The following is a 22,247-nucleotide window of genomic DNA, read 5'->3' on the forward strand; positions in this document are numbered from 1 at the left end:
GCGCGATGGCTCTCGAAGGATCAGGCCGGGCTTGGCGAAACCACCGAACGCAGCAGCCTAGTGAGGTCGTCGAGACCGACCTGGCCCTTTCTGAGGACCTTGTCGGCCCGTCCGGCCAGACGCCGCCGGTCGTTCACGTCGACGTCCTTGGCCGTCAGCACGACGACCGGGATCGAACCCCATTCCGGCTTGGCCCGCAGGGTGGCGAGGAACGCGAAGCCATCCATCTCCGGCATCATCAAATCGAGAAGGATGAGGCAGGGTTGCACTGTCGCGACGACCCCGAGCCCGACCTTGCCGTTCTCGGCCGTGACGACCCGCCAGCCTTCCCGGGTGAGGTGGGTCGACATACGATCCCGTGTGTCGGCATCGTCATCGATGACGAGTAGCGGGCCTTCGTGGTCCCGGGGTCGGAAGCGGTCCATCACCCCCTGAAGCTCGTCCCAGTCCACCGGCTTCTGCAGGTAGTCGGTGGCTCCGAGGGAGAAGGCTAGGTTCTGCTCGTCCAGCACTGTGACCATGACTACGGGCGTGTTGCCGAGTTCTGGATCTCCCCTAAGTTCTCGTAATACCGACCAGCCGTCCAGCTGCGGCATGGTCACGTCGAGCAGGATAACCCGGGGCCTCAGGGTCCGCGCGATCTCCAGGCCCTCCCGCCCGTCGACGGCGGCGACGGCCTCGAACCCGTCGCGTTCGAGGAAGCGGGTGAGGAGATCACGCGTCGCCGGATCATCATCGACGACGAGGACGACGTCCTTGCCGCACACATCGTCGGATAGAGGCATTTCGACATCCGCTTCCATTGCCGGCTGGTCGTTGGTGCCGGCGATGCGGGCCGGGACCGAGATGGTGAAGGTGGTTCCTCGACCCTCCTCGCTCGCCACCTTGATATCGCCGCCCAGCATGGATGCGAACGCCTGGGTGATGGACAGCCCGAGGCCGGTGCCGCCAAACTTCCGCGTCGTCGAGGCATCCGCTTGGGTGAAGCGCTCGAACAGGCGCGCCTGCTGGTCCGGGCTCATGCCGATCCCGGTGTCGCTCACCTGGAAGGTCAGCCAACTCTCGCCGTCGCGTTCGCCCCGTTCGGCCTTCAGGGTGATCCGGCCACCTTCCGTGAACTTGGCGGCGTTGCTCAAGAGGTTGATCAGGCACTGGCGCAGTTTGGTCACGTCGGAACGCGCTTCGCCGAGGTCATCGGCAAGGTCCAGCGTGAGGACGTTCTCTTTTGCGGCGACGAGGGATTCGACCGTCGAGGCGACGTCGCGGACGATCGCGTCGATGGCGAAGTCCTCGACGTAGGTCTCCATCCGCTCCGCCTCGATCTTCGACAGGTCGAGCACGTCATTGATGAGACCGAGGAGGTGGAGCGCGTTCGCCTCGATCTTGCGCATGTCGGGAAGCAGGTCGTCGTGGCCGCCGTCCTCCATCTCCTCCTGCAGCATCTCCGAGTAGCCGATCACCGCCGAGAGCGGGGTGCGCAGCTCATGGCTCATGTTGGCGAGGAACTCGCTTTTGGCCCGGTTTGCCTCCTCGGCAGCCTCCTTGGCGGCGGCCAACTGGAGCTCGCTCCGCTTGCGCCCGTCGATATCAGTGACGACGACGACGGCACCGACGCGGTGACCATCAACGTCGAGCATCTGCGCCGCCGAGAACCCGATCCAGGCACGGCTGCCGTCGCCGCGGCGGTAGTCGACCTCAGGATCCGCGCGCGACTCGCCGGCATGCACCACGCGGTCGAGGGGCCAATCCCCGGGCTCGACCTGGCATCCGTCAGAATGGAACCCGACCCAGCGGTCCTTCCGGTCGGCGGACGTATCTGAGACCACATCATGCCCGAGGATCACGGTGGCCTGGGCGTTGTGCCCGACGATGCGGCCTGTCGGAGCCTCGGCGATCAGGACACCGACGGGCAGCGTCTCCATCACCGTGCGGAGGGTGGCCTCGCCGGCCCGCATCCCACGGCGCGCCTCCGCCTCGCCCGCTTCCGCCAACCCGGCCGGAATGGTGCCGGCGAACAGGGTGGCGACGTGGAGGTCGAGGCCGGTGAAGGCATCGGGACGACTGGACTGTAGCTTCAGGACACCGACGGCGGCGTCCCCACGGAGGATCGGGACACAGACTGCCGAGCGTGCGTTGAGCGGGCCGACGAGGTCGCGACGGACGCGAGGGTCAACGAGGAGGTCCGGACACAGCACCGGCTTGGCGGTCGCCAAGCAATGGCCCGAGAGGCTGCCGTCGATGGGGATGCGCAGCCCGACATGGGGTTCGAGCGCACCGCGTGCCGAGCGATAGACGAGGTCGTCGCCCTCACGGAGCTCGATCACTGCGCCCTCGGCTTGGCAGACCGCCGCCATGACACCGCCGACGAGGGTATCGAGGATCACGCCACGGTCCCCTGCCGCCCGAGTCACGCTGGCCTGGGCGGCGATCAGGGCATTCTGCTGCGCGATCAGCGCGGCCTGGCCGGAAAGAAGTCCCTCGCGCTCGGCGACCGAGCGGCGCAGTTCCATCTGGGACATGACTTGCCCCGCCAGCGCGCGTAGGGCTACCGCCTGCCGATCCGTGAGGCCCTCCGGGCGGGGCGCGAGGTCGATCACGCACAGGCTGCCGAGACGCTCGCCGTCGGCCGCCTCCAGCGGCGCCCCGGCGTAGAAGCGCAGGTACGGTTCGCCCGTGACGAGAGGATTGTCCCTGGTACGGGAGTCCAGCGACAGGTCGGCGATTACGAGCAGGTCCGGGGAGCCGAGGACATGCGCGCAGACCGACTTGTCCAGGGAGGTCTCGCAAGGCGCGAAGCCCGACCGCGCCTTGAACCATTGGCGGTCGCCGGCGACCAGGCTGACCAGGGCGACCGGGACAGAGCAGGTCATTCGGGCCAGCTCGACGATGGCGTCGAACCCTTTCTCGGGGGGCGTATCGAGGATGCCGTACCCTCGGAGTGCGTCCAGGCGACGGGCATCGCCGACTTCGGGTGGGAGCGTATCGTCGGTCATGTGCGGCTCGCTCATGGGAACGGATGGGCTCGCCGACGCAAGGCCGTGGGATGACGCGATGCGGTGTTCGGGTGCCCTCGACAACACGGTGACCGTGCGGTGGTTGCCCGCCCGTCCCGGTCACGTCTTCGAGTGGTCCCTGATTGGCGTCTGTTCCGGAGCGACGGGTCACGCCCTGGGGCAGCCGCCGGGGATCAGTCCTTCTCGATGACCGAGACCTTCCCATCCCGCTCGACGATGGCAACGGCGACCTGATCCATGTCATCGAGGCCCTGTTGGCGGGCGGCGGTGCGCACGTCGGCCTGCTGCATCCGCAGGCGCCGCATCTGGGTCTCGTCCCAGTCGCCGTCTCGGTAGACGACGATGGGCGTGCCGTCGCAGATACGCTCGAACCAGACGTAGCGCAGCTTCAGCCACGAGACGGCCACGTGCATGAGGCCGACGGTGAAGATCGCGCTCATCGCGCCGACGAACGACTTGTCGTCGCCGAGCACCGCGCTGACGCTCATACCGCCGAACAGGAACAGCACCACCATGTCGATGGGGGCCTGCTGGCTCGCGGTCCGGCGTCCGATGAGGCGGATGACGAAGAGAACGACGAGGTAGGCGGCCGCGGCCTTGAAGACGGTGCTCATGCCTACGGCACCGAATACTGCGACCAGGGCAGGGTCTCGCCTGCATCCAGCCGTGCCCAGAGATGGATGCTGCCGCGGAAGCCGGGCGAGCCCGCGAACAGGATGGTGACGCGTTCCTGACCCTTCACGACGGGGAACTCCATGCGGATGCTGTCGGCGCCGGCTTCCCAGACAGAAGGACGCGGGATGATGCTCTCCAACCCAAAATGGTCGGCCAGCCCCTTTGCCATGGTCACGGCGACCTTATCGCCGCCGGGCGGGACGCGGGTGTCGAACTGGACCTTGGTCGGGGCGCCGAAGCGGACCACCGGCTCGTAGCGGAGCTTGATCGAGGCATCGGCGTTGGCAGCCTCGCGCTCGCTGAACAGACCCTGCCCGAACGCTCCGAGGACGGAGGCGCCCACGAATGCGACCATGGCCCAACGGCCGATGATCTCGGCACGCCGCCAACGTCCCTCGAACGCCGGGTAGAAGCCGCGCGCGATCTCCTCGCGCATCGGCGGGTCGGGATGGATGACGTCCAAGATATTTTCCTTGGGCACGGATCTGGGCGGAACCGCCCGGGACGGGAGCCAAGTCGTCGGACCTGCCGTTGGCTCCCTGCAGGTGCGGCGTTATTTGGGATGACGCGGGAACGTGATCGCTCCTTCGAGTCGGCAAACCGGATCACGCCCGCCCGAATGCGGCTGCGATCCGGCTCGGTCTCTCAGGCGGCGAGCGGTTTGGCCGTCCGAATCTTCCCATAGAGCTCGACGTGGATCTCGTGGCGAATGCCGTCCTTGGCGCCTACGATCTCGAAGTGCTTCGGCTTGCGTTGAGGCTCTCCCTCGACGGCGTAGCCCTCGGCCTTGACCGCCGCGAGGACCGCCGCCGGATCGGCCGGGGTCTGGTTCGCCTTTTCCGTGTGAAGCTTCGGCGGCCACGCGATCTCGCAGACGGTGCCGTCCTTGAGGGTGATGAGCGTCACTTTGATTTCCGAGGGCTTGGGCTCGCCCGTGATCGTAACTGTGTCGCCATGGGCGATTGCGATGACCTCGGCGCCCTTCGGCCCAAGGTCGGCGAGGATGCGTCCTTCCTTGCCATCGATGGCGAAGCGGTGGCCGAAGACGGCCCAGACGGTGCCGGTGATGGTCTGCATGTCGTTCATGTCGGGTCTTCCTCGGGTGTCGTGTGCCGGCCTGGGCCACGGGATGCCCGGCGTACCTGGGCGGGGCCAGTTCCTGGCGATGCCGGTGGAGACTGGCATCGGCCCCTGTCGGGGCTGACGGCTCTCTAGGGCCAGGGTTCGAACTCATCCTGAACCGCGCCGTTCAGCCTCCGTTAAGCGCCGGCGACCCGGCCCGACCGCTCATCGGATCGGGATTGTCATCTCGAAACGGAGTCCGCTGGCGTCGATGGTCCGGCGGAAGCACCCCTGCAGGCTCAGCTCGATGATTTGCCTTGCGCGAACAGTGCCCGCCCCTGTGTGCCGATCGCCGATGAGAACTTGCTGGCGACCTAATCGGCGGGCGGAACCGGGTCTTGATTTTGATATGCCCCGCAAAAGTCAGTCAGAGGGCTTGCGAGAAGGACCATCGCGTTCGCTCGTCCTGAGCGGAGGCAACAAATGTTGCCAACGGGCCGTGCTCGACGACTACGCCGCGGTCGGTGAAATAGATCTGTCGGCTACACCACCGTCAGCTTTTCCGGCGGACTCTGTCTGAAACGGACCAGCGTCTTACGGCCAAAACCTGCCAAATGTCGAACGTCCGCCTTTGGAGTTTGACGCTTGAAAGCAGACTGGCTGAAAACCACCCACCCCGGACGTTGGCCTCTACCTCAACAGCCTGGAAGCGGACCTTCCGAAGGTCGCCAAAGGGTCAAGAGTTCGCGTCAGGATTGATCGGTGGAGCAGCAGCAGTGAAGCCGAGCCACCGCCTCCGTCGACGGCAGCGGCCAGCTCGACGTCGTCGGCACCGGCTCGGACGCGATCACCCTGGCCGCCGGCCTGACCACGGCCGGTAAGTTCACCGCCGACGCGACGGAGACCGGGAAGCTCACGGGGGGGGCGGCGTTCACCACGTCCGGCGGCACCTCGGCCCAGCGCTCGGCCCTGATCGACCAGTTCAACAACCTCGGCACGCAGGTCGACCAGGCGGCCAAGGATGCCGGCTTCAACGGCACCAACCTGCTGGCCGGCGACAACCTGACCATCGCCTTCAACGAGAAGACTGGTTCGGCTCGGTCCAAGCTCAGCGTCCAGGGCACCGCCCTGTCGGCGGCCGGCCTCGGGCTCGGCAGCTTCGTGGATTCGGCCGCCGCCCAGGGCGGGGCGAACTTCGGCGTGCAGAACAACGCCGACCTCGCCAAGGCGTCGGACGCGCTGACCAACGCGCTGACCAGCCTGAAGTCGCTGAGCTCGACGCTCGGCTCGAACCTCTCGGTGGTTCAGACGCGGCAGGACTTCACCAAGCAGATGGTCGAGGTGCTCGACACAGGTGCTGCAAACCTCACGGATGCGGACATGAACGAGGAGGCCGCGCGCTCGCAGGCGCTGTCGACGCGCCAGTCCCTGGCGATCTCGGCGCTGTCGCTGGCCAACGCCGCCAACCAGGGCATCCTCCAGCTCCTGCGCTGAGGCGGGACTGGCCGGCGCGGCCGTGCCGTCGCGCCGGCTGCCACGTGAGAGGGCGCCCAGGCGGTCGGGGGGCGCAACATACGACGGTGCGCCGATACCGGCGATCTCGTGGGTTATGACGTCGCCATCACCGTCTTAGGACTCCACGCGACGTCCGGAGGCCCGACCGTGTGCTCGCACGCCCGAGGCAGCTGAGGAAGCGGCCACGCCGACAATAAGGCCCGCCGTGGAGACGAGCCCGACATCGGCACCGAGCACGGCGGCACGCAGCCAGCCGATGCGGTTGACGAGATGCTTTTCCATATGGATTGCGCGCATCGGCTTCAGGGTCTCTCGAGGGGACGCTCGCCTTTGTGCGGGAGTTCGAGGGTCGGGGGTCAGCAACAGCAATCGGACCCCGATCCACTCTTCACGAAGTCCCCGTCGGGGAGCACCGGCTTACCGGTCTTCTCGCCCTCAAGCTCGCGTTCGGCCTGGAGCCAGAACTCGACCTCGTAGCCATGAGGGCGGCCACGCATGTTCCAGAGCTCAAAGGCTCTGAGACGGATGTCGCCTTCGGTCTGCGTCGTATCGGTGGGCATGCTCTGGTCCTCGCGATGGTCGGGATCGATGGTCATGGGCACCGCCACGCCTATGCCGGAGGCGTCTCCGGCGATGCCCTGTGCAAGGCGGCATGACGCTTACTCATCGCTCCCTGGATCAGGGTCGCGATGGCGTAGCCCATGGCGCCGACGGCCAGAGCGGTTGCCAAGGGCGATGTCAGGCCGCGCTCCCCCCGTCCCGGATGTCCGCCGCGGCTCGACCGTTCGGCCCTGCGGATGCCAGCCCGTCCGCGGTCGAGGGTATCCTGTGCCAGATGGGTCGCCCGCTTGGCGACGTCTTCAACGGCGTCGCTCGCGCGCCAGAAGATCTCGTCGGCGGCACCCTCGATGCGGCGGCCTCCATCGGTGCCGGTATCCTCGTCGTCCGTGGACTGGCGATGCTCATTGTGGGGCTTCGTCATGGTCGATTTCCTGTTTCGGAGGTCGGAATCCCTGCCGGGCCCACGAGGACCGGCAGGGGCTTCGCGTCGCTCAGACGACGCTGATGCGGTTCTCGACCGCGGTGGTGCCAGGGGAGGCCCACGCGGCCCCCATCGCCTCCCGGCGCTCCTGCATGGTGCGCACGGTCCCGCCGAGGTAGACGGTCCCGCCATCCGCCTTGACGGTCACGGTCTTCGGGTCGAACAGCCAAGAGCGGTCCAGCGCCTCGCTGATGCTGTCGCTGACGGCCTCGACGTCGACCTGGGGCTTGACCACGATCCGGTTGTTCACGGCGACGACACCGGACAACTGCCGAAGCTCGCGCTCGGCGACCTCGGACTGGAAGCGATGGTCGACGTCGCCGGTCAGGATGACGGTCCCCTTCGAGACCTTCACCATGACGCGATCCGGAGGGACGGCGACGTTCCAGGCGAGACGGGCGATGGCGGTCGCGGCGATGTCCTCGTCGGACCGCTTGCGGGCGTAGGGCACCACGACCTCGATCTCCTGCACGAGGGCCCTGACGCCCCTGACGCGGCATGCGGCGGCCTCGGCGGCGATCTTCTCGTCGTAGGTCCCCACCTGACCGGACAGGGCGACCACGCCGTCCCTGGCCGTGACGCCGATCTCCGAGGAGGTCACCGCGGGATCCCAGATGAGTTCGGCCGTGACGCGGTGTTGCAGGCTGGTGTCGTGGGACATGACGGTCTCCTTGGGGGCTGCCGGGATCGCCGATGCGCGGAAGGGCTCGGCGACCCCGACCCATGCGAGGCGGTCCGGCGACGTCGTCGAAACGCGTCCCGGCATCCGGTGAACACTAGGTGGCGGGACCGGAGCAGTCCTTGATCCAGCGCAAGGATCAGGCGTCACCGGAATTGTTCATGACCGAACGAGCGGCTCGGGCGGCGAGCACGGGTCCACCGGGAACACCGGGGTTGATCTCGATCAAAGACCGGGCCCGACAACGCGGCCATCCCTGGGTCGTGGTCGGCCGTAATAAGGCGCGACCGGAAATCAGGGGTCCATCGGTCATGAGCACGTACGTCGCATCGTTGACCAATGTCGCCGTCACGCGAGCGACGCCGACTGCGGCATCGCTCGATCCATTGACGGAGAGCCTGCGGATGCTGGGGGTCGCCGTCCGCGGATCGGCAACCGCCGTCTGCCTGATGTGGCTCGTATCCTGAGCGACGTCCCGGTCGCCGCCCTACCGTCGAGCCGACCCGCCGCCTGGACCTTCCGCGTCGATGGGGGCCTGCCGGCCTCGCTTCTCGGATGCGTCCGGCGCGAGGCGCGTCATGGCATCAGCCGAACCCGGAGCCATCCCATGTCCATTCGCCTTCCCGTATCCGCGCTGCTCATGACCGGCCTCCTACAGGTCGCGGCGGCGGCCACGGATGGACAGGTCCAACGTGGCAAGACCTTCGTCGGTGCGAACTGCGCCACCTGCCATGCCGTCGGCCGGATCGGGGAAAGCCCCCTGGCCGTCGCACCCGCATTCCGGGAACTCCATACGAAGTATCCGGTCGAGGACCTCGGCGAGGCCCTGGCGGAGGGCATCACCACGGGGCATCCGACCATGCCCCAGTTCGAGCTCGAGCCCGATCAGATCACGGACGTGTTGGCCTACCTGAAGTCCCTGGAGCAATGACCGTCCTGCCATGGAGGCTAACAACCTGCATCCCTAGGAAGCGGACATCGAAAACCCGTCAGGGACGCGTCGCCTTCTCGGCGCCGGCACCGACCGCCTTGGCGAAGGCCTCGATCCGGGTCGACTGGTCGGCCAGCATGCCCTCGAGACGCGCCATCCGGATGCGATCGAGCTTGTCGTGCGAGGCCATGATCTCGACCTCGGCCTTCAGGTTGATCTCGTAGTCGAGACCGGCCGACATGCGATCCCGCGCCGCCTGGCGGTTCTGCGACATGAGGATCACCGGCGCCTGAAGAGCGGCGACCATCGACAGGATCAGGTTCAGGAAGATGTAGGGGTAGGGGTCGAAGGCGCCGGCGCGGGCCAGGACGACGGTGTTCACGACGACCCACGCGACGAGCATTCCCGTGAAGACCAGGATGAAGCCCCACGAGCCACCCAACTGGGCGACGCGGTCCGCGAGGCGCTCGCCGAAGGTCTGGTGCTCGACGAGGACGCGGTTCACGTCCCGGGACACGTACCGCCGCTTGGCGACATGAAGGATCACCCGCCGCTCGCGTTCGGAAAGCCCTTCCAATCCGTCTTCCATCCAACTGCCGGGCCATCTGGGTGACCGCACCGTCGACCGGCGGCTTACCGCCGTCATCGGCATTCGCGGGAGGGATCATGCCGCTCGTCGGGGCGTGCTCGGTCATCAGTGGCCCAGGAAGCTGCAGACGGGGCAACGGCGCAGGACATCCCGGGTGACGCCGCCGGGGACGGCCTCCCGCAAGCGCCCATGACCGTAGGCTCCCATGACGATCAGGTCGGTCGCGCCCTCGGACGCCAGGTCGAGCAGGGCTTCCGGGTCGCCTGCGAGATCGACGGACACCATGATGCTTGCCAATGTCATGGACGGGACGGCTCGCTCGGCTGCGGGAAACCGGACGATGCCCGTCCGCCGAGGTGCCGGCTTTGACCCAACGCAAGGGCGGGGCCGGAAATCGTACCGGGCCATCGTCGACGGACGACGATGCCTGGCCTTTCGCCGCCCGGAACGGGTTTGCGCTGGATCAACGATGGATGCCCGGCCAACGGGCATGGTCCTCCCCTCGTCACCGGAGGTCCACCATGTCGTATGCCAGCATCATCGTCGCCGTGGATCCCGGGGAGCGGACGGCTCCGCGGATCGGTGTGGCCGCGCATCTCGCGCGACGGCTCGATGCACGCCTCATCGGCGTCGCGGCCTGGGCACCGGACTACCCGCGGGGGTTCGGGGAGACGTCCGTGCCGACCGGATACGGGATCGAGGACCTCCGCCAGAAAGCCTTCGGTGAGTTGCACCGGGCGGAAGAGACTTTCCGTCTTGCGGCCCGGCCGGCGGAGCGGATCGAGTGGCGTTCCGAGCTCAGGGAAACGCTCACGTTCCTCGCGGAGCAGTCGCGGGCGGCCGATCTCGTCGTGGTCGGGCGTCAGGGGAAGAACGACCTGCCGCATCACGCGGCCGCCGTCGGACCCGGTGACGCACTGATGACGGTGGGCCGGCCGATCCTCGTCGTGCCGCACGGCGTGGAGCGACTGTCGGCGACCCGCGTGGTGGTGGCCTGGAAGGACACCCCGCAGGGCCGGAGGGCGATCTCCGATGCGATGCCGTTCCTGACGCTCGCCGAACATGTCCAGGTCGTCCAGGTCGCGGAGGGCACCGACCGGACCGAGTTGGAGGACGTCGTCGCCTATCTCGGCCTGCACGGCGTCAAGGCCGTGGGGGTTCTCAAGGTCCCGAAGGCTGGCGGGACGGCCGAGACCCTGCTCGACGCCGCCGAGATGTTCGGGGCGGACCTGATCGTCAGCGGAGCCTTCGGGTACAGTCGCCTGCGGGAATGGTTCTTCGGCGGCGTGACGCGCACCCTCCTCGACCACAGCCCTGTCTGTTGCCTGATGTCTCACTGAACGCCATCCGGTGGATCGACGTCCGGGCGAGGTCGTTGATCCACCGCAAGGACGACGCCGGCCCGGCATCTACGGTGATCCCCGCGCCTACACGGTCGACGCCCCGCGTTCGACCACGGCGAGAAGGAATTCGAGATGACCTGTCCCCGCGCCGTCGAGGCCCTGACCAAGCAGCGTGACCGTCTCGTCGAGGTGCTCCGCCTGATCGACGACGGGCGGTGGTGGACCGGGGACGACGCCTGCCGGATCGACGAGGACGAGGTCTGCCTGCAGGCCGACGGGATCGGGGCTGCCCTCGACGTGGTCGAGCGTCTCGCCGGCGAGATGGCAGCCGAGGACGGCACCGGCACCGGGTCGCAGCTGGCTCCGAAGGCGACGCGTGCCGTCTCGACACCGGGACATCATGTTCACGAAGGCCGCGCCGCGCCGGAAGGCCTCGGTCCGTTCTCTCCGGGCCAGGTCGGTCCCCTGCAAGACGAGATCCATCCGTCGGGAGGATACGAGCAGCGGGCCCGGCGGCTTTCCGGCGACGTCCCGAAGCTGGCCTGATCAATAATAAGCGCCGCACCCTGGGCCATCTCGCCGTGGCGATCCGACGGGAGCCGGAGGATACTCGGGACCGGATCGCGGGTGTCATCCGCGAGGTCGCGGAACGCCTCGAACGGGACCTCCCGACCGAACAGGCTGACCCGAAGGCGTATCCGGCTCGGTTCGGGCGGAGGCGCGTCGCGGCTCGCAGGGAAAGCCCCTTCATCGCGAGAGGAATGCCGGTACCTGACGTCCGATTTCCCTCAGGGCATGCGCTGTCGATCGTCCTTTCGCGAGCGACCGACGGTACTTCGAGGTGGTCCGGACGATGTCGAGGGCGGCGACGACCGCGATACCAACACCGAGGACGAACGCCATCGAGATCGCGGGCTCGGCCATGGGCGGTCGACTGACGGCGCCCATCGGTAGGAGAGCCCGTTGAAGCATCCAGGGCGAGACGGCGACCCAGGCACCCAGCACACTGGATGCCCACCGCGTCCAGGGCTCTGGTTCGGGCCCGTCGAGGAAGGCCAAGCCCATGACGGCAAACCCGCATGCGAAGGCGTTCAGTGCGGCGGGGGAGTTCCCGGTCTCCAAGAACAGGAACGGAGTGAGGACCACGAGCGCCCCCAGCACCGCCGAGATGCCGTCGAGCATGGCCCCGACGTCGCTCCCATCCTTCGGGAACCTTCGAGTTCTCCCGCCCATGTCACCCGTTCCTCGTGGGCCGATCACGGTCGCGAGCGAGGTCCGCCCATCGAGGTGCCAGCTGGGAACGAGCCTACGGCGGGAACGCGGGCGGTATCCTTGATCCAGCGCAAGGCTTCGTCCCGAGCCCCGATCTAGGGTCTTCGTGTCCCCTCGTTCGCTCGCAGGACGCGTCCCCTCACCAGGGGCTCTCGATGTCGCGAACGACCATGGAAGAACGTGCTTTCCGGGCGGGCATCACGAAACCGCGGTCAGCCGCGAATGCCGGAGAGATCTCGAAATGGTGGACGCGGCAATCGCCAAAGGCGATCCAAAAGACCTCTCGGTGGCGGCGCCTGCAGGTGGACGATCCGATCCTTCGCCGCCGGCCGAGCTCAAGCTCCTGTTCCTCCTTTCCTGGGTGCTCTGCGCGGTCTTCTACTTCTTCCAGTACGCAGTGCGGTCTGCGCCCGGGGTGATGCAGGCGGAACTGACCTCGGCCTGGGGTGCCAATCACATCGGGACGATGATCTCGGCCTATTACGTCGCCTACGCGGTGATGGCCCTGGTCGCAGGCGTCCTGCTGGACCGGTACGGCGCCCACCGGACCATCCCGTACGGCATCGCCGTCGTCGGCCTCGGATGTCTCGTCTTCGCGCAGGGCAGCGAGGCGGCCGGCATGATCGGCTTCGTGCTTCAGGCGACCGGGGCGATCTTCGCCTTCGTCGGTTCGTCCTACGTGGCGGCCCGCTACCTGCCGACGCGCATGCTGGCGCTGTTCATCGGCCTCACGCAATGCCTGGGCATGGCCGGCGCGGCGTTCGGATCGAAGCCCGTTCACATGGCCATCGACCCGGCCGGCGGCTTCAACGTCCCCTGGCAGCATGTCTGGGTCGCCTTCGCCGCGATGGGCTTTGTCTTGGCCCTCGCGACTTGGTTCGTGATGCCGCGCGAGACCGGCGACAGCCCGAGCCACCATGCCGGGTTCTCGGTCTCCGCCCTGCTCCATCCGTTCAAGGTTATCTTCGGTAATCCGCAGAGCTGGCTCGCCGGCATCGTCGGGGGCCTTCTGTTCCTGCCCACCACCATCGGCGCCCTGGTCTGGGCCACGTCTTTCCTCCATGCCGGCGAGAACCTGTCGATGGCGGACGCCGCGTCGGACGCGGCCATGGTGCCCATCGGCTGGGTCCTCGGGTGTCCGCTCCTCGGATACGTCTCGGACAGGCTCGGCCGGCGTAAGCCGGTGCTGCTGGGCGGCGCCCTGCTGATGCTCGCCGCGGGCCTGACGGCCATCTACGTCCCGGTGGGCACGCTGCCGCGCTACTCCGTGGCCCTCATCCTCGGCATCGCGTCCGGGGCGGCGATGATCCCCTTCTCGATGATGAAGGAGACAAACCCGTCGGAGGTGAAGGGCACCGCGGCCGGGGTGATGAACTTCCTCGTCTTCGTGACGACGGGGATCATGTCGCCGTTCATCTCGCACCTGATGCTACCGCGGCAGGGCGTCCCCTTGACCCTGGCCGACTTCCAGACCGCCTTCCTGCCCCTGGTGGGCGGCGTCGTCCTGGCCTTGGTCCTCGCTCTGTTCCTCCGGGAGACCGGCACGGCCGAGCAGGGACCCCTCGCGCAGGACGGCACGAAGCCTTTCGTCTCAGTCCTGGCGCCCGCCTGAGCGGCTTCGATCCAAATGCCTTCTCCTCGACCGCCCTCACGCCCAAGGATGACCACATGGATGTCGCGGTCTTCAGCACCAAGCCGTACGACCGGCGCTTCCTCGACGCGGCGGTCGCGGGCCGCCACGCCCTGACCTACATCGATGCGCGGCTCGACCGGACCACGGCGGTCCTCGCCGGCAAGGCCCAGGTCGTCTGTGCGTTCGTCAACGACGCGGTCGACACCGCCGCCCTCAATGTGTTCGCGCAACTCGGTGTGCGCCTCGTCGTCCTGCGGTCCGCAGGGTTCAACAACGTCGACCTCGCCGCCGCCAAGCGGCATGGCATCGTCGTCGCCCGGGTCCCGGCCTACTCCCCCGAGGCCGTTTCCGAGCACGCCGTGGCGCTGATGCTGTCCCTCGACCGGCACATCCACCGCGCCTACGCCCGGGTCCGGGACGGCAACTTCGCTCTCGATGGCCTGCTCGGGTTCAACCTGCATGGCCGCACAGTGGGAATCGTGGGAACCGGCCGGATCGGCCTCGGCGTCGCCAGGATCATGCTGGGCTTCGGCTGCAAGGTCCTGGGAAGGCCCGGATCGACGAGGTCGGGCTCCGACCCGATGGCATCGTCTCCCACGAGCGCACGACGTCCGAGGCCGCCTGGCACTTCATGGGCTAAACGCCCAGGCCACCTTCGGATCCCACGCACCCCGACGAGGAAGCCCCGATGCCCCCGAGTGGCCCGACCCTGCTTTCCCGAACCCGTCACTGGCCCATCTCTCCTCAGGCCGATCGGAGCCCGCTGTCGGAGCCGCAAGGCGTGCCGGACTACGGGCCCGGACATCCGCTGGCCGCAGCTTGGCAATAATCACACCGGGCTTCGGAGACTTGGCCATGCCATCCGTTCTGCAAGTCCAAGTGCCATACCATAGGGCGGACGCTTGAATCGGTTCGGATCACGCTCGGGCAACGCCATACGCCAAACCAAGGCAACCTCCGGCGTCCTGCTCGGCCGTCAGCAGCAGGCAGCAGGCAATGGTGGGGAAGGGCGGACGAGGTCGTAAGCGCAGGATGCTTAAGCAGTCCTGAATGGCGATTCATCGTCGATGAAAGCCAAGACGTCGGTGCGGATCCGGATCGCTCGACTGACAATCGATTTGCTCGAACCAAGCAGCCATGCCTAAGCTTGACCGTCATCACTTGTAGCTGCTTGCAGACGGTCACCGCAAATGCCCGGCACCACGGACGTGCGCACCTTGATGCGCGGCGCACTCACGTCACGCCGCGAGGCAATACGGCGCGCAAAGGTCGACCGGCCGGCCGTGCTGCTACAGCGCCCGACGGAACGCTCGTTCGCACGCACCTGCGAGGTCAACGATCTCTTGATCGAGGGCACGGAGGCGGTGCTGAGCGAGAGCGGCCGCCTGCCGCCCTACTAGGACACGAGCTGAGAACCGTCGCGCCTCGATCCGAAGGGCCACGGCATCACGACGCTCCGACGTCATGACGCTCCAGCATCGCGGCGGATCGATGCGGCGCCTCACACGCGGAAGCCGGACGAAGACTGCCCGGTCCGCACCGTCTCCGCTCTCGGACATTCGGGTTCGACGGTCGCCGGGGTGGCGCTCCTGCCGCTACCACTCGTTGTCGCCATCGGCTCGCTGGTTCTCAGCGGCCTCGCGGGCCGGATCGCGTCCAGACCCCGCCTGATTGCAGGTCCCCTGGCCGTCGCGGCCGGGTTCCTGCTGCTTCTGCGTATCGGCGGACACAACGCCCACGGGTCGACGGTTCTGCCCGGCACCTTCGTCGCGGCACTCGGCATGGCCTATGCCGTGGCACCGCTCACGAGCGCGGCGGTCGGTTCCGTCGACGAACGCTACAGTAGCTTGGCCCAGGGGTTCAACACCGCCGTCGCCCGTGCGGGGCTCGTGGCCACGAGCTCGATCGGAGGGATCCTCGCCGCCCGTGGCTCTGTGCTGGTCGATGCCGTCTTCGTCGCCATCGTCGCGAACGTGGTCGCCTACATCGCTGCCGCCGCCGGTCTGATGCCAAAGCGCCCAAACGCCTGAATGCCGCGTCCCGGCCTAGTGCCGTCGGACCGCTCGATCAATTCAGCGCCGACGGCTTTACCCGAGCGGTGCTGGAAGCCCGTTCATGACGTCGCTCAACGCCGCCTGGATCATCTCGCGTCAGGATCACGTGGTGGCGCCCTTCACATTCCGACAGCCTCTGGACGTGACCGTCGACCGGCATCGCCGCGGTGGTTCGTCAATTCGCTCCACGGACGAAGGCATAGCGACCGACGGAGGCGCCACTGCCGCGATGATGCACGGGCGCTGGTATACGATTGTCCGGTTTCGCGCCGGGCGCACGACGGGCATCGGACGCGTGAGTGGAGGCGGCGCGCAAGGCGCTGCGCAGGCGCAGGACCTCGTCGCGAAGCCTCGCGTTCTCGCGCTCGACTTGCCCCAGCCGCTCGACACCCTCCGGCGGCAGGCCGCCGAGCCGTCGGCGCCAGCGGTAGAACGTACCGATCGAGACGTGCGCGGCGGAGCAGATCTCCGCGATGGCGGTCCCGGCTGCGGCCTCCTTCAGGAGGAACGCCACTTCCTGGTCAGTATGCCGGGATCGACGCATGCGCAGCTTCCCTGTTCGGAGCCGTCCGGTCGCCGCGATGCAATAGCAGTCTTCGCGGCGCGCTCGACGCCTTGGAATGCCCGATCTCTGCAAGAGCCGGACCGACGCCCAAACGGCAATTTTGCCGTTTGGGCACGACCGCGCCCACAGGGCGGGCGCCATGCCGGCCATTTGCGCACGCCGCCGCCATGCCTGCAGTCACTTTGGTCTTCCGCGCACAGCCCCGCGCCCGGACAATCCGACAGCGAGGCAGGGGCATGGGTCCGATGGCAGAATTCACGAGACGGGGCTTGATCGGAACCGCCGCGGCGCTCGCCGCCCCAGCCCTGATTCGCCCAGCTTGGGCGGCAGAGACGGTCAAGCTCGGCTGCCTGTTCTCATCGTCTGGAACGATGGCCAACATCGAGGGGCGGCTCAACTATGTCGTCCGCATGGCCGCAGACCAGCTGAACGCCAAGGGCGGCGTCAACGGGCGCCAAGTCGAGGTCGTCACCTCGGATCCGGCCTCCGATTGGCCGCTCTACGCGCAGATCGGCCGGCAGATGCTGCAACAGGAGAAGGTCGCCGCCCTGTTCGGCTGCTGGACCTCGGTGTCGCGCAAATCCGTGCTGCCGGTGGTGGAGCAGAACGACGGCCTGCTGTTCTATCCGCTCCATTTCGAGGGCGAGGAGAACTCCAAGAACGTCGTCTACGTGAACTCGCCGCCGGCGAGTTCCGTGCTGCCGGCCGTGGATTACCTGATGGGGTCCGAGGGCGTGTCCGCCAAGCGCTTTTTCATGATCGGCTCGGACTACGTCTGGCCGCGGACCATCAACAAGATCCTGAAGGGATACTGGGCGTCCAAGGGCATCGCCGAGAGCGCGTGGCGCGAGGAGTACGTGCCGCTCGGCTTCTCGAACTTTCAGACGCTGGTGAACCAGATTCGCACGTTCGCCGCCCAGCCCGGCGGCCAGCCGATCGTCGTCCTCACTGTCGTCGGCTCCTCGATCCCGGACTTCCTACGCGAGTTCGCCAACCAAGGCATTCTCGCCACCGACGTGCCGATCCTCGGCCTCGACATGGTCGAGGCGGATCTGGAGGGCCTGGATACGACCAAGCTGGTCGGGCATCTCAATTGCTGGGCCTACCTTCAGGCCGCCAAGGGTGAACGCAACGCGGCGTTCCTCTCGGATTGGGCGGCCTATGTGAAGGCCAAGAACGTGCCCTTCAGCGCCGACACGGTGATCGATCCGATGGTGTCGGCCTACGACAGCGTCCAGCTTTGGGCGCTGGCGGCCGCGAAGGCGAAGAGCTTCGCGGTGCCCGAGGTGCGCAAGGCCTTTGCGGGGCTCAGCTACGAGGGACCGTCCGGTTACACGCTGACCATGACAGGCGAGAACAACTACGTCTCGCGCGGGATCTTCATCGGCTCGGTCAACGAGAAGCGCGGCTTCGACGTCTTGTGGCAGTCGCCGGATGCCCCCAAGCCTGTGCCGTTCAGCCCGTATGGCTGAGTTGCCGCAACCGGTGTCGTTTCTCGTTCGCGGGGTGCGGGTCGCCCTCGCCTTGATCCTGATGGTGTCCGCTTCGATGGCGCAGGCCGCTGCGGACCCCATCGACCGCTCGGCCCTCGCCAGGGCCGTCTGCAGCGACGGAGCCGGCCTCGCTCGCGGCGCGGATGATGTTGTCCGATCCGCCGCCACCGCCAGCGCCGACGACCTCGCGTTCTCCGGCTCCATCCTGCGGGCGCTGCTCGACCGACGCCTCGCCTGCGTCGGGGACACGTCGGTCCTGCTCGATCGCCCAGGGGGCAGCGAAGGCCGCGATGCCGCGACCGGCGCGACGCGGTCGGCCGCCGGCGCACGCTCGCCGGTCCTCGGCCTGCGCCAACGCGGGCTCGTCGAGACAGGCGCTGGGGTCGTCGCGCTGCTCACCGGCGCCAGCACCGCCCAGCGTTCGGCCGGACTCGCCACCCTGGAGCGACGGGCCGCAGCGGTGCCCGAGGCCGACACCATCCTGGAGCGCGCCCGCGCCGCCGAGACGGATGCGGTTCTACGCGCCGCGATCGTTCAGGCAATGCAGGCCGCCGCGCTGAACGCCCCCGAGCCCGCGCGCCGCCGGGCGGCCATCGGCGCCATCGCCGACGCCCCGTCGAGCGCCGCACGCTCCCGGCTCGCGAGTTTGCGGACCGATCCGGCCTATGCCGCGGATCCGGCGTTCAAAGCCGCGCTCGATGCGGGGATCGCGCGGGTCGAACGCGCGGTCACCATCGGCGACGGACTCGCGCTCTCCTACAACGCCCTGAGCTTTGCCAGCATCCTGTTTATGGCAGCGGTCGGCCTCGCGATCATCTTCGGGCTGATGGGGGTGATCAACCTCGCCCAGGGCGAGCTCATCATGGTCGGCGCCTATGCCGCCTACGGCGTGCAGGAGGCCTTTCGGATGGTCGCGCCGGGTCTGATCGACCTCTACCTCGTCGCGGCGATTCCCGTCGCGTTCCTGGCATCGGCCGGCGTCGGCATCGTCGTCGAGGCCTTGATCCTACGCCACCTCTACCGAAGGCCGCTGATGAGCCTGCTCGCCACATGGGCGGTGAGCCTGTTCCTGATCAATCTTGTGCGCGTCGTCTTCGGCTCGCAGAACCTACAGTTCGGCATGCCGTCCTACGTCAGCGGCGGTGTCCCGCTCTACGCCGATTTCATCGTCACCTGGAACCGGCTCTTCGCCATCGCCTTCGCCGCGGTGACGCTCGCCGCGACGCTGCTGATCCTCAAGCGCACGCCGCTCGGCCTCGACATCCGCGCGGTGACGCTTAACCGCGACATGGCCGGCGCGCTCGGCATTAGGACCCGACGGGTCGACCGCCTCGCCTTCGGTTTCGGCTCAGGGCTCGCTGGGCTCGCGGGAGTGGCCCTATGCCCGATCTACAGCGTCAATCCGGGCATGGGCGCGACCTTCATCGTCGACAGCTTCATGGTGGTGGTCCTGGGCGGCGTCGGCACCGTGGTCGGGACGGTGGTGGCGGCGCTCGGCATCGGCGGGGCCAACGTGCTGATCGAGCCGTTCTACGGGGCGGTCGCGGCCAAGGTGATCGTGCTCGTCGGCATCATCGTGTTCCTCCAACGACGCCCCGAGGGCCTATTCGTTGCGAGGCGTCGGCGATGAGCGGGGCAGCCGAGAGCCTGCCGTCCCCGGTCAACGCACGTCCGCGTCGGCCGGCCGCGTGGCTTCACGAACCGCTCCTCGTCGGCATCCTGCTGCTAATCCTGGCTGCTTGCCTGGTGCTCGTCGGACTGAAGCCCGCCCCCTACGTCGTCAACACGATCGGGCAACTCGCCGTCTTCGCGATCCTCGCCGTGTCGCTCGACCTCATCTGGGGCTACCTCGGAATCCTCAGCCTCGGTCACGGGCTGTTCTTCGCCATCGGCGGCTACGTCTGCGCCATGCACCTGTTGTCGCACGCGTTCTCCGCGACGGGGGTCGCGCCGGACTTCGTGCAGTTCATGGGCTGGAAGACGCTGCCGGCTTACTGGGCCGGGCTCACCAACGCGCCCTACGCCCTGTTCCTGGCGATGGCGCTGTCGGGGGCCGTCGCCTTCGTCTTCGGCTTCGCCTCGTTCCGCTCGCGGGTGAACGGCGTCTACTTCTCGATTATCAGCCAGGCACTCGTCTACGTCGCCATGTTGCTGATGTTCCGCAACGATACCGGGCTTGGCGGCAACAACGGCATGACCGGCTTCCCGCTGCTGTTCGGATATCCGATGGGCTCGGCGGCCGTGACGACGGGCCTCGCCCTAGCCTCGCTCGGCGCGCTGGCGGCGGTTCTCGTCGGCACCCGCGCGCTGGTGGCGGGGCGGATCGGGCGACGCATGCTGGCGTGCCGCGACGACGAGACCCGGCTGCGCACCCTCGGCTACGGCACGACACGGCTGAAGCTCGGGATCTGGTGCCTCTCGGCGATGATCGCGGCGCTGGCCGGCGTGCTCTACGTGCCGCAGGTCGGCATCATCAACCCACGGGTGCTCGCCCCCGACCTGTCGATCGAGATCGCGGTCTGGGTGGCGATCGGCGGGATGGGCCGGCTCGGCGGTGCGGTGATCGGCGCGGTCGCAGTCAACGCGCTCAAGTTCTGGCTCAGTGCGGCGATGCCGGAGGCGTGGCCCTTCATCCTGTCGGGGCTGGTGCTCGTGGTGGTGCTGGCATTGCCGAACGGCCTGCTCGACTTCGCCTCCCTCCGCACCAAGCCGACATGGCTGCGCAACGGAGGGGGCCGGTGAGCGCCCTTCTGGTCGACAAGCTCGATGTGGTCTTCGGCCGCTTCCGGGCGCTGACCGCGCTATCGCTCGCCGTCGATGCCGGCGAGGTCCGCGCCGTCATCGGCCCGAACGGGGCCGGCAAGACCACGCTCCTCGACGTGATCTCCGGAATCACCAAGCCCCTCCGCGGCCGGGTGATGCTCGGCGACAGCCTGGACCTCGCCAGGTGCTCCGAGGCTGGGATCGCCAAGGCAGGCGTGCGGCGCAAGTTCCAGAAGCCGAGCGTCTTCCCGGCGCTGACGGTGTACGAAAACCTCGACATCGGCTGCGGCGCTGGGCTCCCGGCATCGGAGCGCGCCGCGCGCATCGGGGCGGTGCTCGGCGAGATCGGCCTCGAACCCCGCGCGCACGCACTCGCCGGGGCACTTGCCCACGGCGAGAAGCAGTGGCTGGAAATCGGCATGGTGCTGGGTTCGAACCCCAGGATCATCCTGCTCGACGAGCCGGTGGCGGGGCTCTCGGACGCGGAGACCGAGCGCACCGCCGCGCTGATCCGCGCGCTGCGAAGGCCCGACCGGGCCATCGTGGTGATCGAGCACGACATGGCCTTCGTCGAGGCCATCGCGGACCGGGTGACGGTGCTGCACGAGGGCCGCACCCTCTACGAGGGCGGGATGCGCGGCGCTCGGGCAGATGCCCGCGTGATCGAGGTGTTTCTGGGCCGATGAGCATGCCCGAAGCACCGCCGATGCGGCTCACGATCGAGGGGCTCGACCAGCATTACGGCAGCGCGCAGGTGCTGCGCGGCGTCGCGCTCACGATCGAACCGGGCAGCTGCCTCGCAGTGCTCGGCCGCAACGGCGCGGGCAAGACCACGCTGCTGCGGTGTCTGGCCGGGCTGATCCCGGCGAGCCGCGGGCGGATCGCCTTCGACGAAGACGAGATCGCATCCTGGCCGACCGATCGGCGCGCGCGGGGCGGGCTTGCGACGGTGCCGCAGGGCCGCGAGATCTTTTCGGATCTCACCGTCGCAGAGAACCTGCGCGTCGCCGCCCGCGCTCACGGGCTGGAGCGCACCGGGGCGGTGGACGAGGCAGCGGCGCTGTTTCCTGCGTTGCGCGAGCTTTGGCACCGGCCCGGGGGCAACCTCTCGGGCGGGCAGCAGCAGCAACTCGCCATCGCCCGCGCGCTGGCGACGCGCCCGCGGCTGCTGCTCCTCGACGAGCCGACCGAGGGCATCCAGCCCTCAATCGTCTCGGCGATCGAGGCAGTGATCGCCGGCCTCAAAGGTCGGATCACCGTGCTGCTCGTCGAGCAGTATCTCGATTTCGCGATCCGCCTCGCCGACTCCGTCGTGGTCCTCTCGCGCGGGGGCATCGTCGAGCGGAGCGAGCGCGGCGCGATCAGCCACGCCGACCTCACCCGCCACATCGCCGTCTGACATCAGGAGCGCACATGCCGACGCATCACGAGATCCCGGCCACCCCCGACAAGATGGTGCTCGGCTACTTCGACGCCGCGCTGCCGCCGGTGCTCGAGATCGCGTCCGGGGACACGGTCACCCTCCATTCCTTCCCCGCCGGCGGACGCGAGTCGCTGCATCCCGATCCCGCGCGGGTCTCGGCCGAGCACCTCGCGGTGCTCGATCAATGCGTCCCC

26 protein-coding genes and 2 pseudogenes are annotated in these 22,247 nt (G+C 68.0%); 15 read left to right on the plus strand and 13 right to left on the minus strand.

From position 1 onward, the window contains the following. Positions 1-20 precede the first annotated feature (20 nt). The 5 genes from MKK60_RS14520 to MKK60_RS14540 all read right to left on the minus strand — a co-directional run bounded on the left by MKK60_RS14520 (position 21) and on the right by MKK60_RS14540 (position 5,785). Entirely contained in the window at positions 21-2,993 is a 2,973-nt protein-coding gene (locus MKK60_RS14520; protein WP_243986761.1) for a response regulator, read from the minus strand. Positions 2,994-3,187: 194 nt separating this feature from the next. Then, positions 3,188-3,628 (minus strand): DUF421 domain-containing protein, encoded by a 441-nt coding sequence (locus tag MKK60_RS14525; protein WP_147724779.1) that lies wholly within the window; start codon positions 3,626-3,628, stop codon positions 3,188-3,190. A gap of 2 nt (positions 3,629-3,630) precedes the next feature. Beyond that, positions 3,631-4,152, minus strand: a complete 522-nt coding sequence (locus MKK60_RS14530) for a hypothetical protein (RefSeq protein WP_147724781.1) — start codon at positions 4,150-4,152, stop codon at positions 3,631-3,633. A gap of 182 nt (positions 4,153-4,334) precedes the next feature. Then, a complete protein-coding gene (locus MKK60_RS14535; protein WP_243932579.1) occupies positions 4,335-4,775 on the minus strand; it encodes a hypothetical protein in 441 nt (146 codons plus the stop codon). A 725-nt stretch (positions 4,776-5,500) separates the two neighbouring features. Then, on the minus strand, positions 5,501-5,785 hold the full coding sequence (locus tag MKK60_RS14540; protein WP_243986763.1) for a hypothetical protein: 285 nt from the start codon (positions 5,783-5,785) through the stop codon (positions 5,501-5,503). A gap of 127 nt (positions 5,786-5,912) precedes the next feature. Between MKK60_RS14540 and MKK60_RS14545 the strand changes: the two genes are divergently transcribed. After that, positions 5,913-6,245 (plus strand): flagellin, encoded by a 333-nt coding sequence (locus MKK60_RS14545; RefSeq protein ID WP_243947172.1) that lies wholly within the window; start codon positions 5,913-5,915, stop codon positions 6,243-6,245. Between the two features lie 180 nt (positions 6,246-6,425). Here MKK60_RS14545 and MKK60_RS14550 read toward each other — a convergent pair. From MKK60_RS14550 to MKK60_RS14565, 4 genes and pseudogenes are all read right to left on the minus strand, one after another. Further along, positions 6,426-6,563: pseudogene (locus tag MKK60_RS14550) on the minus strand (VIT family protein); the annotation flags it as partial. Positions 6,564-6,622: 59 nt separating this feature from the next. Then, positions 6,623-6,862 (minus strand): DUF2934 domain-containing protein, encoded by a 240-nt coding sequence (locus tag MKK60_RS14555; RefSeq protein ID WP_243931968.1) that lies wholly within the window; start codon positions 6,860-6,862, stop codon positions 6,623-6,625. A gap of 14 nt (positions 6,863-6,876) precedes the next feature. After that, positions 6,877-7,248: a hypothetical protein gene (locus MKK60_RS14560; protein WP_243986765.1), complete on the minus strand. Its 372-nt coding sequence runs from the start codon at positions 7,246-7,248 to the stop codon at positions 6,877-6,879. Between the two features lie 70 nt (positions 7,249-7,318). Then, positions 7,319-7,969 (minus strand): BON domain-containing protein, encoded by a 651-nt coding sequence (locus tag MKK60_RS14565; RefSeq protein ID WP_147724787.1) that lies wholly within the window; start codon positions 7,967-7,969, stop codon positions 7,319-7,321. Positions 7,970-8,109: 140 nt separating this feature from the next. On the opposite strand from MKK60_RS14565, the gene MKK60_RS14570 reads away from it, so the two are divergent. Continuing rightward, positions 8,110-8,454, plus strand: coding sequence for a hypothetical protein (locus tag MKK60_RS14570; RefSeq protein ID WP_243986766.1), 345 nt, complete (start codon positions 8,110-8,112; stop codon positions 8,452-8,454). Positions 8,455-8,594: 140 nt separating this feature from the next. Continuing rightward, positions 8,595-8,918 (plus strand): c-type cytochrome, encoded by a 324-nt coding sequence (locus MKK60_RS14575; protein ID WP_187274699.1) that lies wholly within the window; start codon positions 8,595-8,597, stop codon positions 8,916-8,918. Between the two features lie 58 nt (positions 8,919-8,976). Here MKK60_RS14575 and MKK60_RS14580 read toward each other — a convergent pair whose 3' ends face one another. After that, positions 8,977-9,465 carry a DUF1003 domain-containing protein gene (locus MKK60_RS14580; RefSeq protein ID WP_243986768.1) on the minus strand — a complete coding sequence of 163 codons (489 nt, stop codon included), beginning with the start codon at positions 9,463-9,465 and terminating at the stop codon, positions 8,977-8,979. A gap of 147 nt (positions 9,466-9,612) precedes the next feature. After that, positions 9,613-9,810: a universal stress protein gene (locus tag MKK60_RS14585; RefSeq protein ID WP_409567403.1), complete on the minus strand. Its 198-nt coding sequence runs from the start codon at positions 9,808-9,810 to the stop codon at positions 9,613-9,615. A 62-nt stretch (positions 9,811-9,872) separates the two neighbouring features. Here MKK60_RS14585 and MKK60_RS14590 point away from each other — a divergent pair, with 62 nt between their 5' ends. Together MKK60_RS14590 and MKK60_RS14595 are read left to right on the plus strand one after the other, a co-directional pair. Beyond that, positions 9,873-10,847 carry a universal stress protein gene (locus MKK60_RS14590; RefSeq protein WP_243986769.1) on the plus strand — a complete coding sequence of 325 codons (975 nt, stop codon included), beginning with the start codon at positions 9,873-9,875 and terminating at the stop codon, positions 10,845-10,847. A 135-nt stretch (positions 10,848-10,982) separates the two neighbouring features. Next, positions 10,983-11,396: a hypothetical protein gene (locus tag MKK60_RS14595; protein WP_243986770.1), complete on the plus strand. Its 414-nt coding sequence runs from the start codon at positions 10,983-10,985 to the stop codon at positions 11,394-11,396. Positions 11,397-11,597: 201 nt separating this feature from the next. Here MKK60_RS14595 and MKK60_RS14600 read toward each other — a convergent pair whose 3' ends face one another. After that, a complete protein-coding gene (locus MKK60_RS14600; protein ID WP_243986771.1) occupies positions 11,598-12,032 on the minus strand; it encodes a hypothetical protein in 435 nt (144 codons plus the stop codon). A 331-nt stretch (positions 12,033-12,363) separates the two neighbouring features. Here MKK60_RS14600 and MKK60_RS14605 point away from each other — a divergent pair, with 331 nt between their 5' ends. The 4 genes from MKK60_RS14605 to MKK60_RS14620 all read left to right on the plus strand — a co-directional run bounded on the left by MKK60_RS14605 (position 12,364) and on the right by MKK60_RS14620 (position 15,785). Then, positions 12,364-13,734, plus strand: a complete 1,371-nt coding sequence (locus MKK60_RS14605; protein WP_243986772.1) for an MFS transporter — start codon at positions 12,364-12,366, stop codon at positions 13,732-13,734. Positions 13,735-13,790: 56 nt separating this feature from the next. Next, positions 13,791-14,648, plus strand: a complete 858-nt coding sequence (locus MKK60_RS14610; RefSeq protein ID WP_243986773.1) for an NAD(P)-dependent oxidoreductase — start codon at positions 13,791-13,793, stop codon at positions 14,646-14,648. A gap of 297 nt (positions 14,649-14,945) precedes the next feature. Beyond that, entirely contained in the window at positions 14,946-15,155 is a 210-nt protein-coding gene (locus tag MKK60_RS14615; protein WP_243986774.1) for a hypothetical protein, read from the plus strand. Positions 15,156-15,335: 180 nt separating this feature from the next. Continuing rightward, positions 15,336-15,785 (plus strand): hypothetical protein, encoded by a 450-nt coding sequence (locus tag MKK60_RS14620; RefSeq protein WP_243986775.1) that lies wholly within the window; start codon positions 15,336-15,338, stop codon positions 15,783-15,785. A 199-nt stretch (positions 15,786-15,984) separates the two neighbouring features. Here MKK60_RS14620 and MKK60_RS14625 read toward each other — a convergent pair whose 3' ends face one another. Next, on the minus strand, positions 15,985-16,524 hold the full coding sequence (locus MKK60_RS14625; protein ID WP_313901128.1) for a transposase: 540 nt from the start codon (positions 16,522-16,524) through the stop codon (positions 15,985-15,987). Positions 16,525-16,619: 95 nt separating this feature from the next. Here MKK60_RS14625 and MKK60_RS14630 point away from each other — a divergent pair, with 95 nt between their 5' ends. The 6 genes and pseudogenes from MKK60_RS14630 to MKK60_RS14655 form a co-directional block, all read left to right on the plus strand. Next, the gene (locus tag MKK60_RS14630; RefSeq protein ID WP_147728917.1) at positions 16,620-17,846 is read left to right on the plus strand and encodes a transporter substrate-binding protein; all 1,227 of its coding nucleotides are present in this window, start codon (positions 16,620-16,622) and stop codon (positions 17,844-17,846) included. A 13-nt stretch (positions 17,847-17,859) separates the two neighbouring features. Continuing rightward, positions 17,860-19,497, plus strand: a complete 1,638-nt coding sequence (urtB, locus tag MKK60_RS14635; protein ID WP_243986784.1) for an urea ABC transporter permease subunit UrtB — start codon at positions 17,860-17,862, stop codon at positions 19,495-19,497. After that, positions 19,494-20,609 (plus strand): urea ABC transporter permease subunit UrtC, encoded by a 1,116-nt coding sequence (gene urtC, locus MKK60_RS14640; protein WP_147841486.1) that lies wholly within the window; start codon positions 19,494-19,496, stop codon positions 20,607-20,609. The genes urtB and urtC overlap by 4 nt, the downstream gene beginning before the upstream one ends. After that, the gene (locus MKK60_RS14645; RefSeq protein WP_279596303.1) at positions 20,582-21,316 is read left to right on the plus strand and encodes an ATP-binding cassette domain-containing protein; all 735 of its coding nucleotides are present in this window, start codon (positions 20,582-20,584) and stop codon (positions 21,314-21,316) included. Before urtC ends, MKK60_RS14645 begins: the two co-directional genes overlap by 28 nt. Continuing rightward, the gene (locus tag MKK60_RS14650; protein WP_243986791.1) at positions 21,313-22,029 is read left to right on the plus strand and encodes an ATP-binding cassette domain-containing protein; all 717 of its coding nucleotides are present in this window, start codon (positions 21,313-21,315) and stop codon (positions 22,027-22,029) included. Before MKK60_RS14645 ends, MKK60_RS14650 begins: the two co-directional genes overlap by 4 nt. 14 nt (positions 22,030-22,043) lie before the next feature. After that, positions 22,044-22,247, plus strand: a pseudogene (locus tag MKK60_RS14655) (amidase); the annotation flags it as partial.

This window comes from Methylobacterium sp. J-092, from assembly GCF_022829325.1.
In the GTDB taxonomy this organism is placed as follows: domain Bacteria; phylum Pseudomonadota; class Alphaproteobacteria; order Rhizobiales; family Beijerinckiaceae; genus Methylobacterium.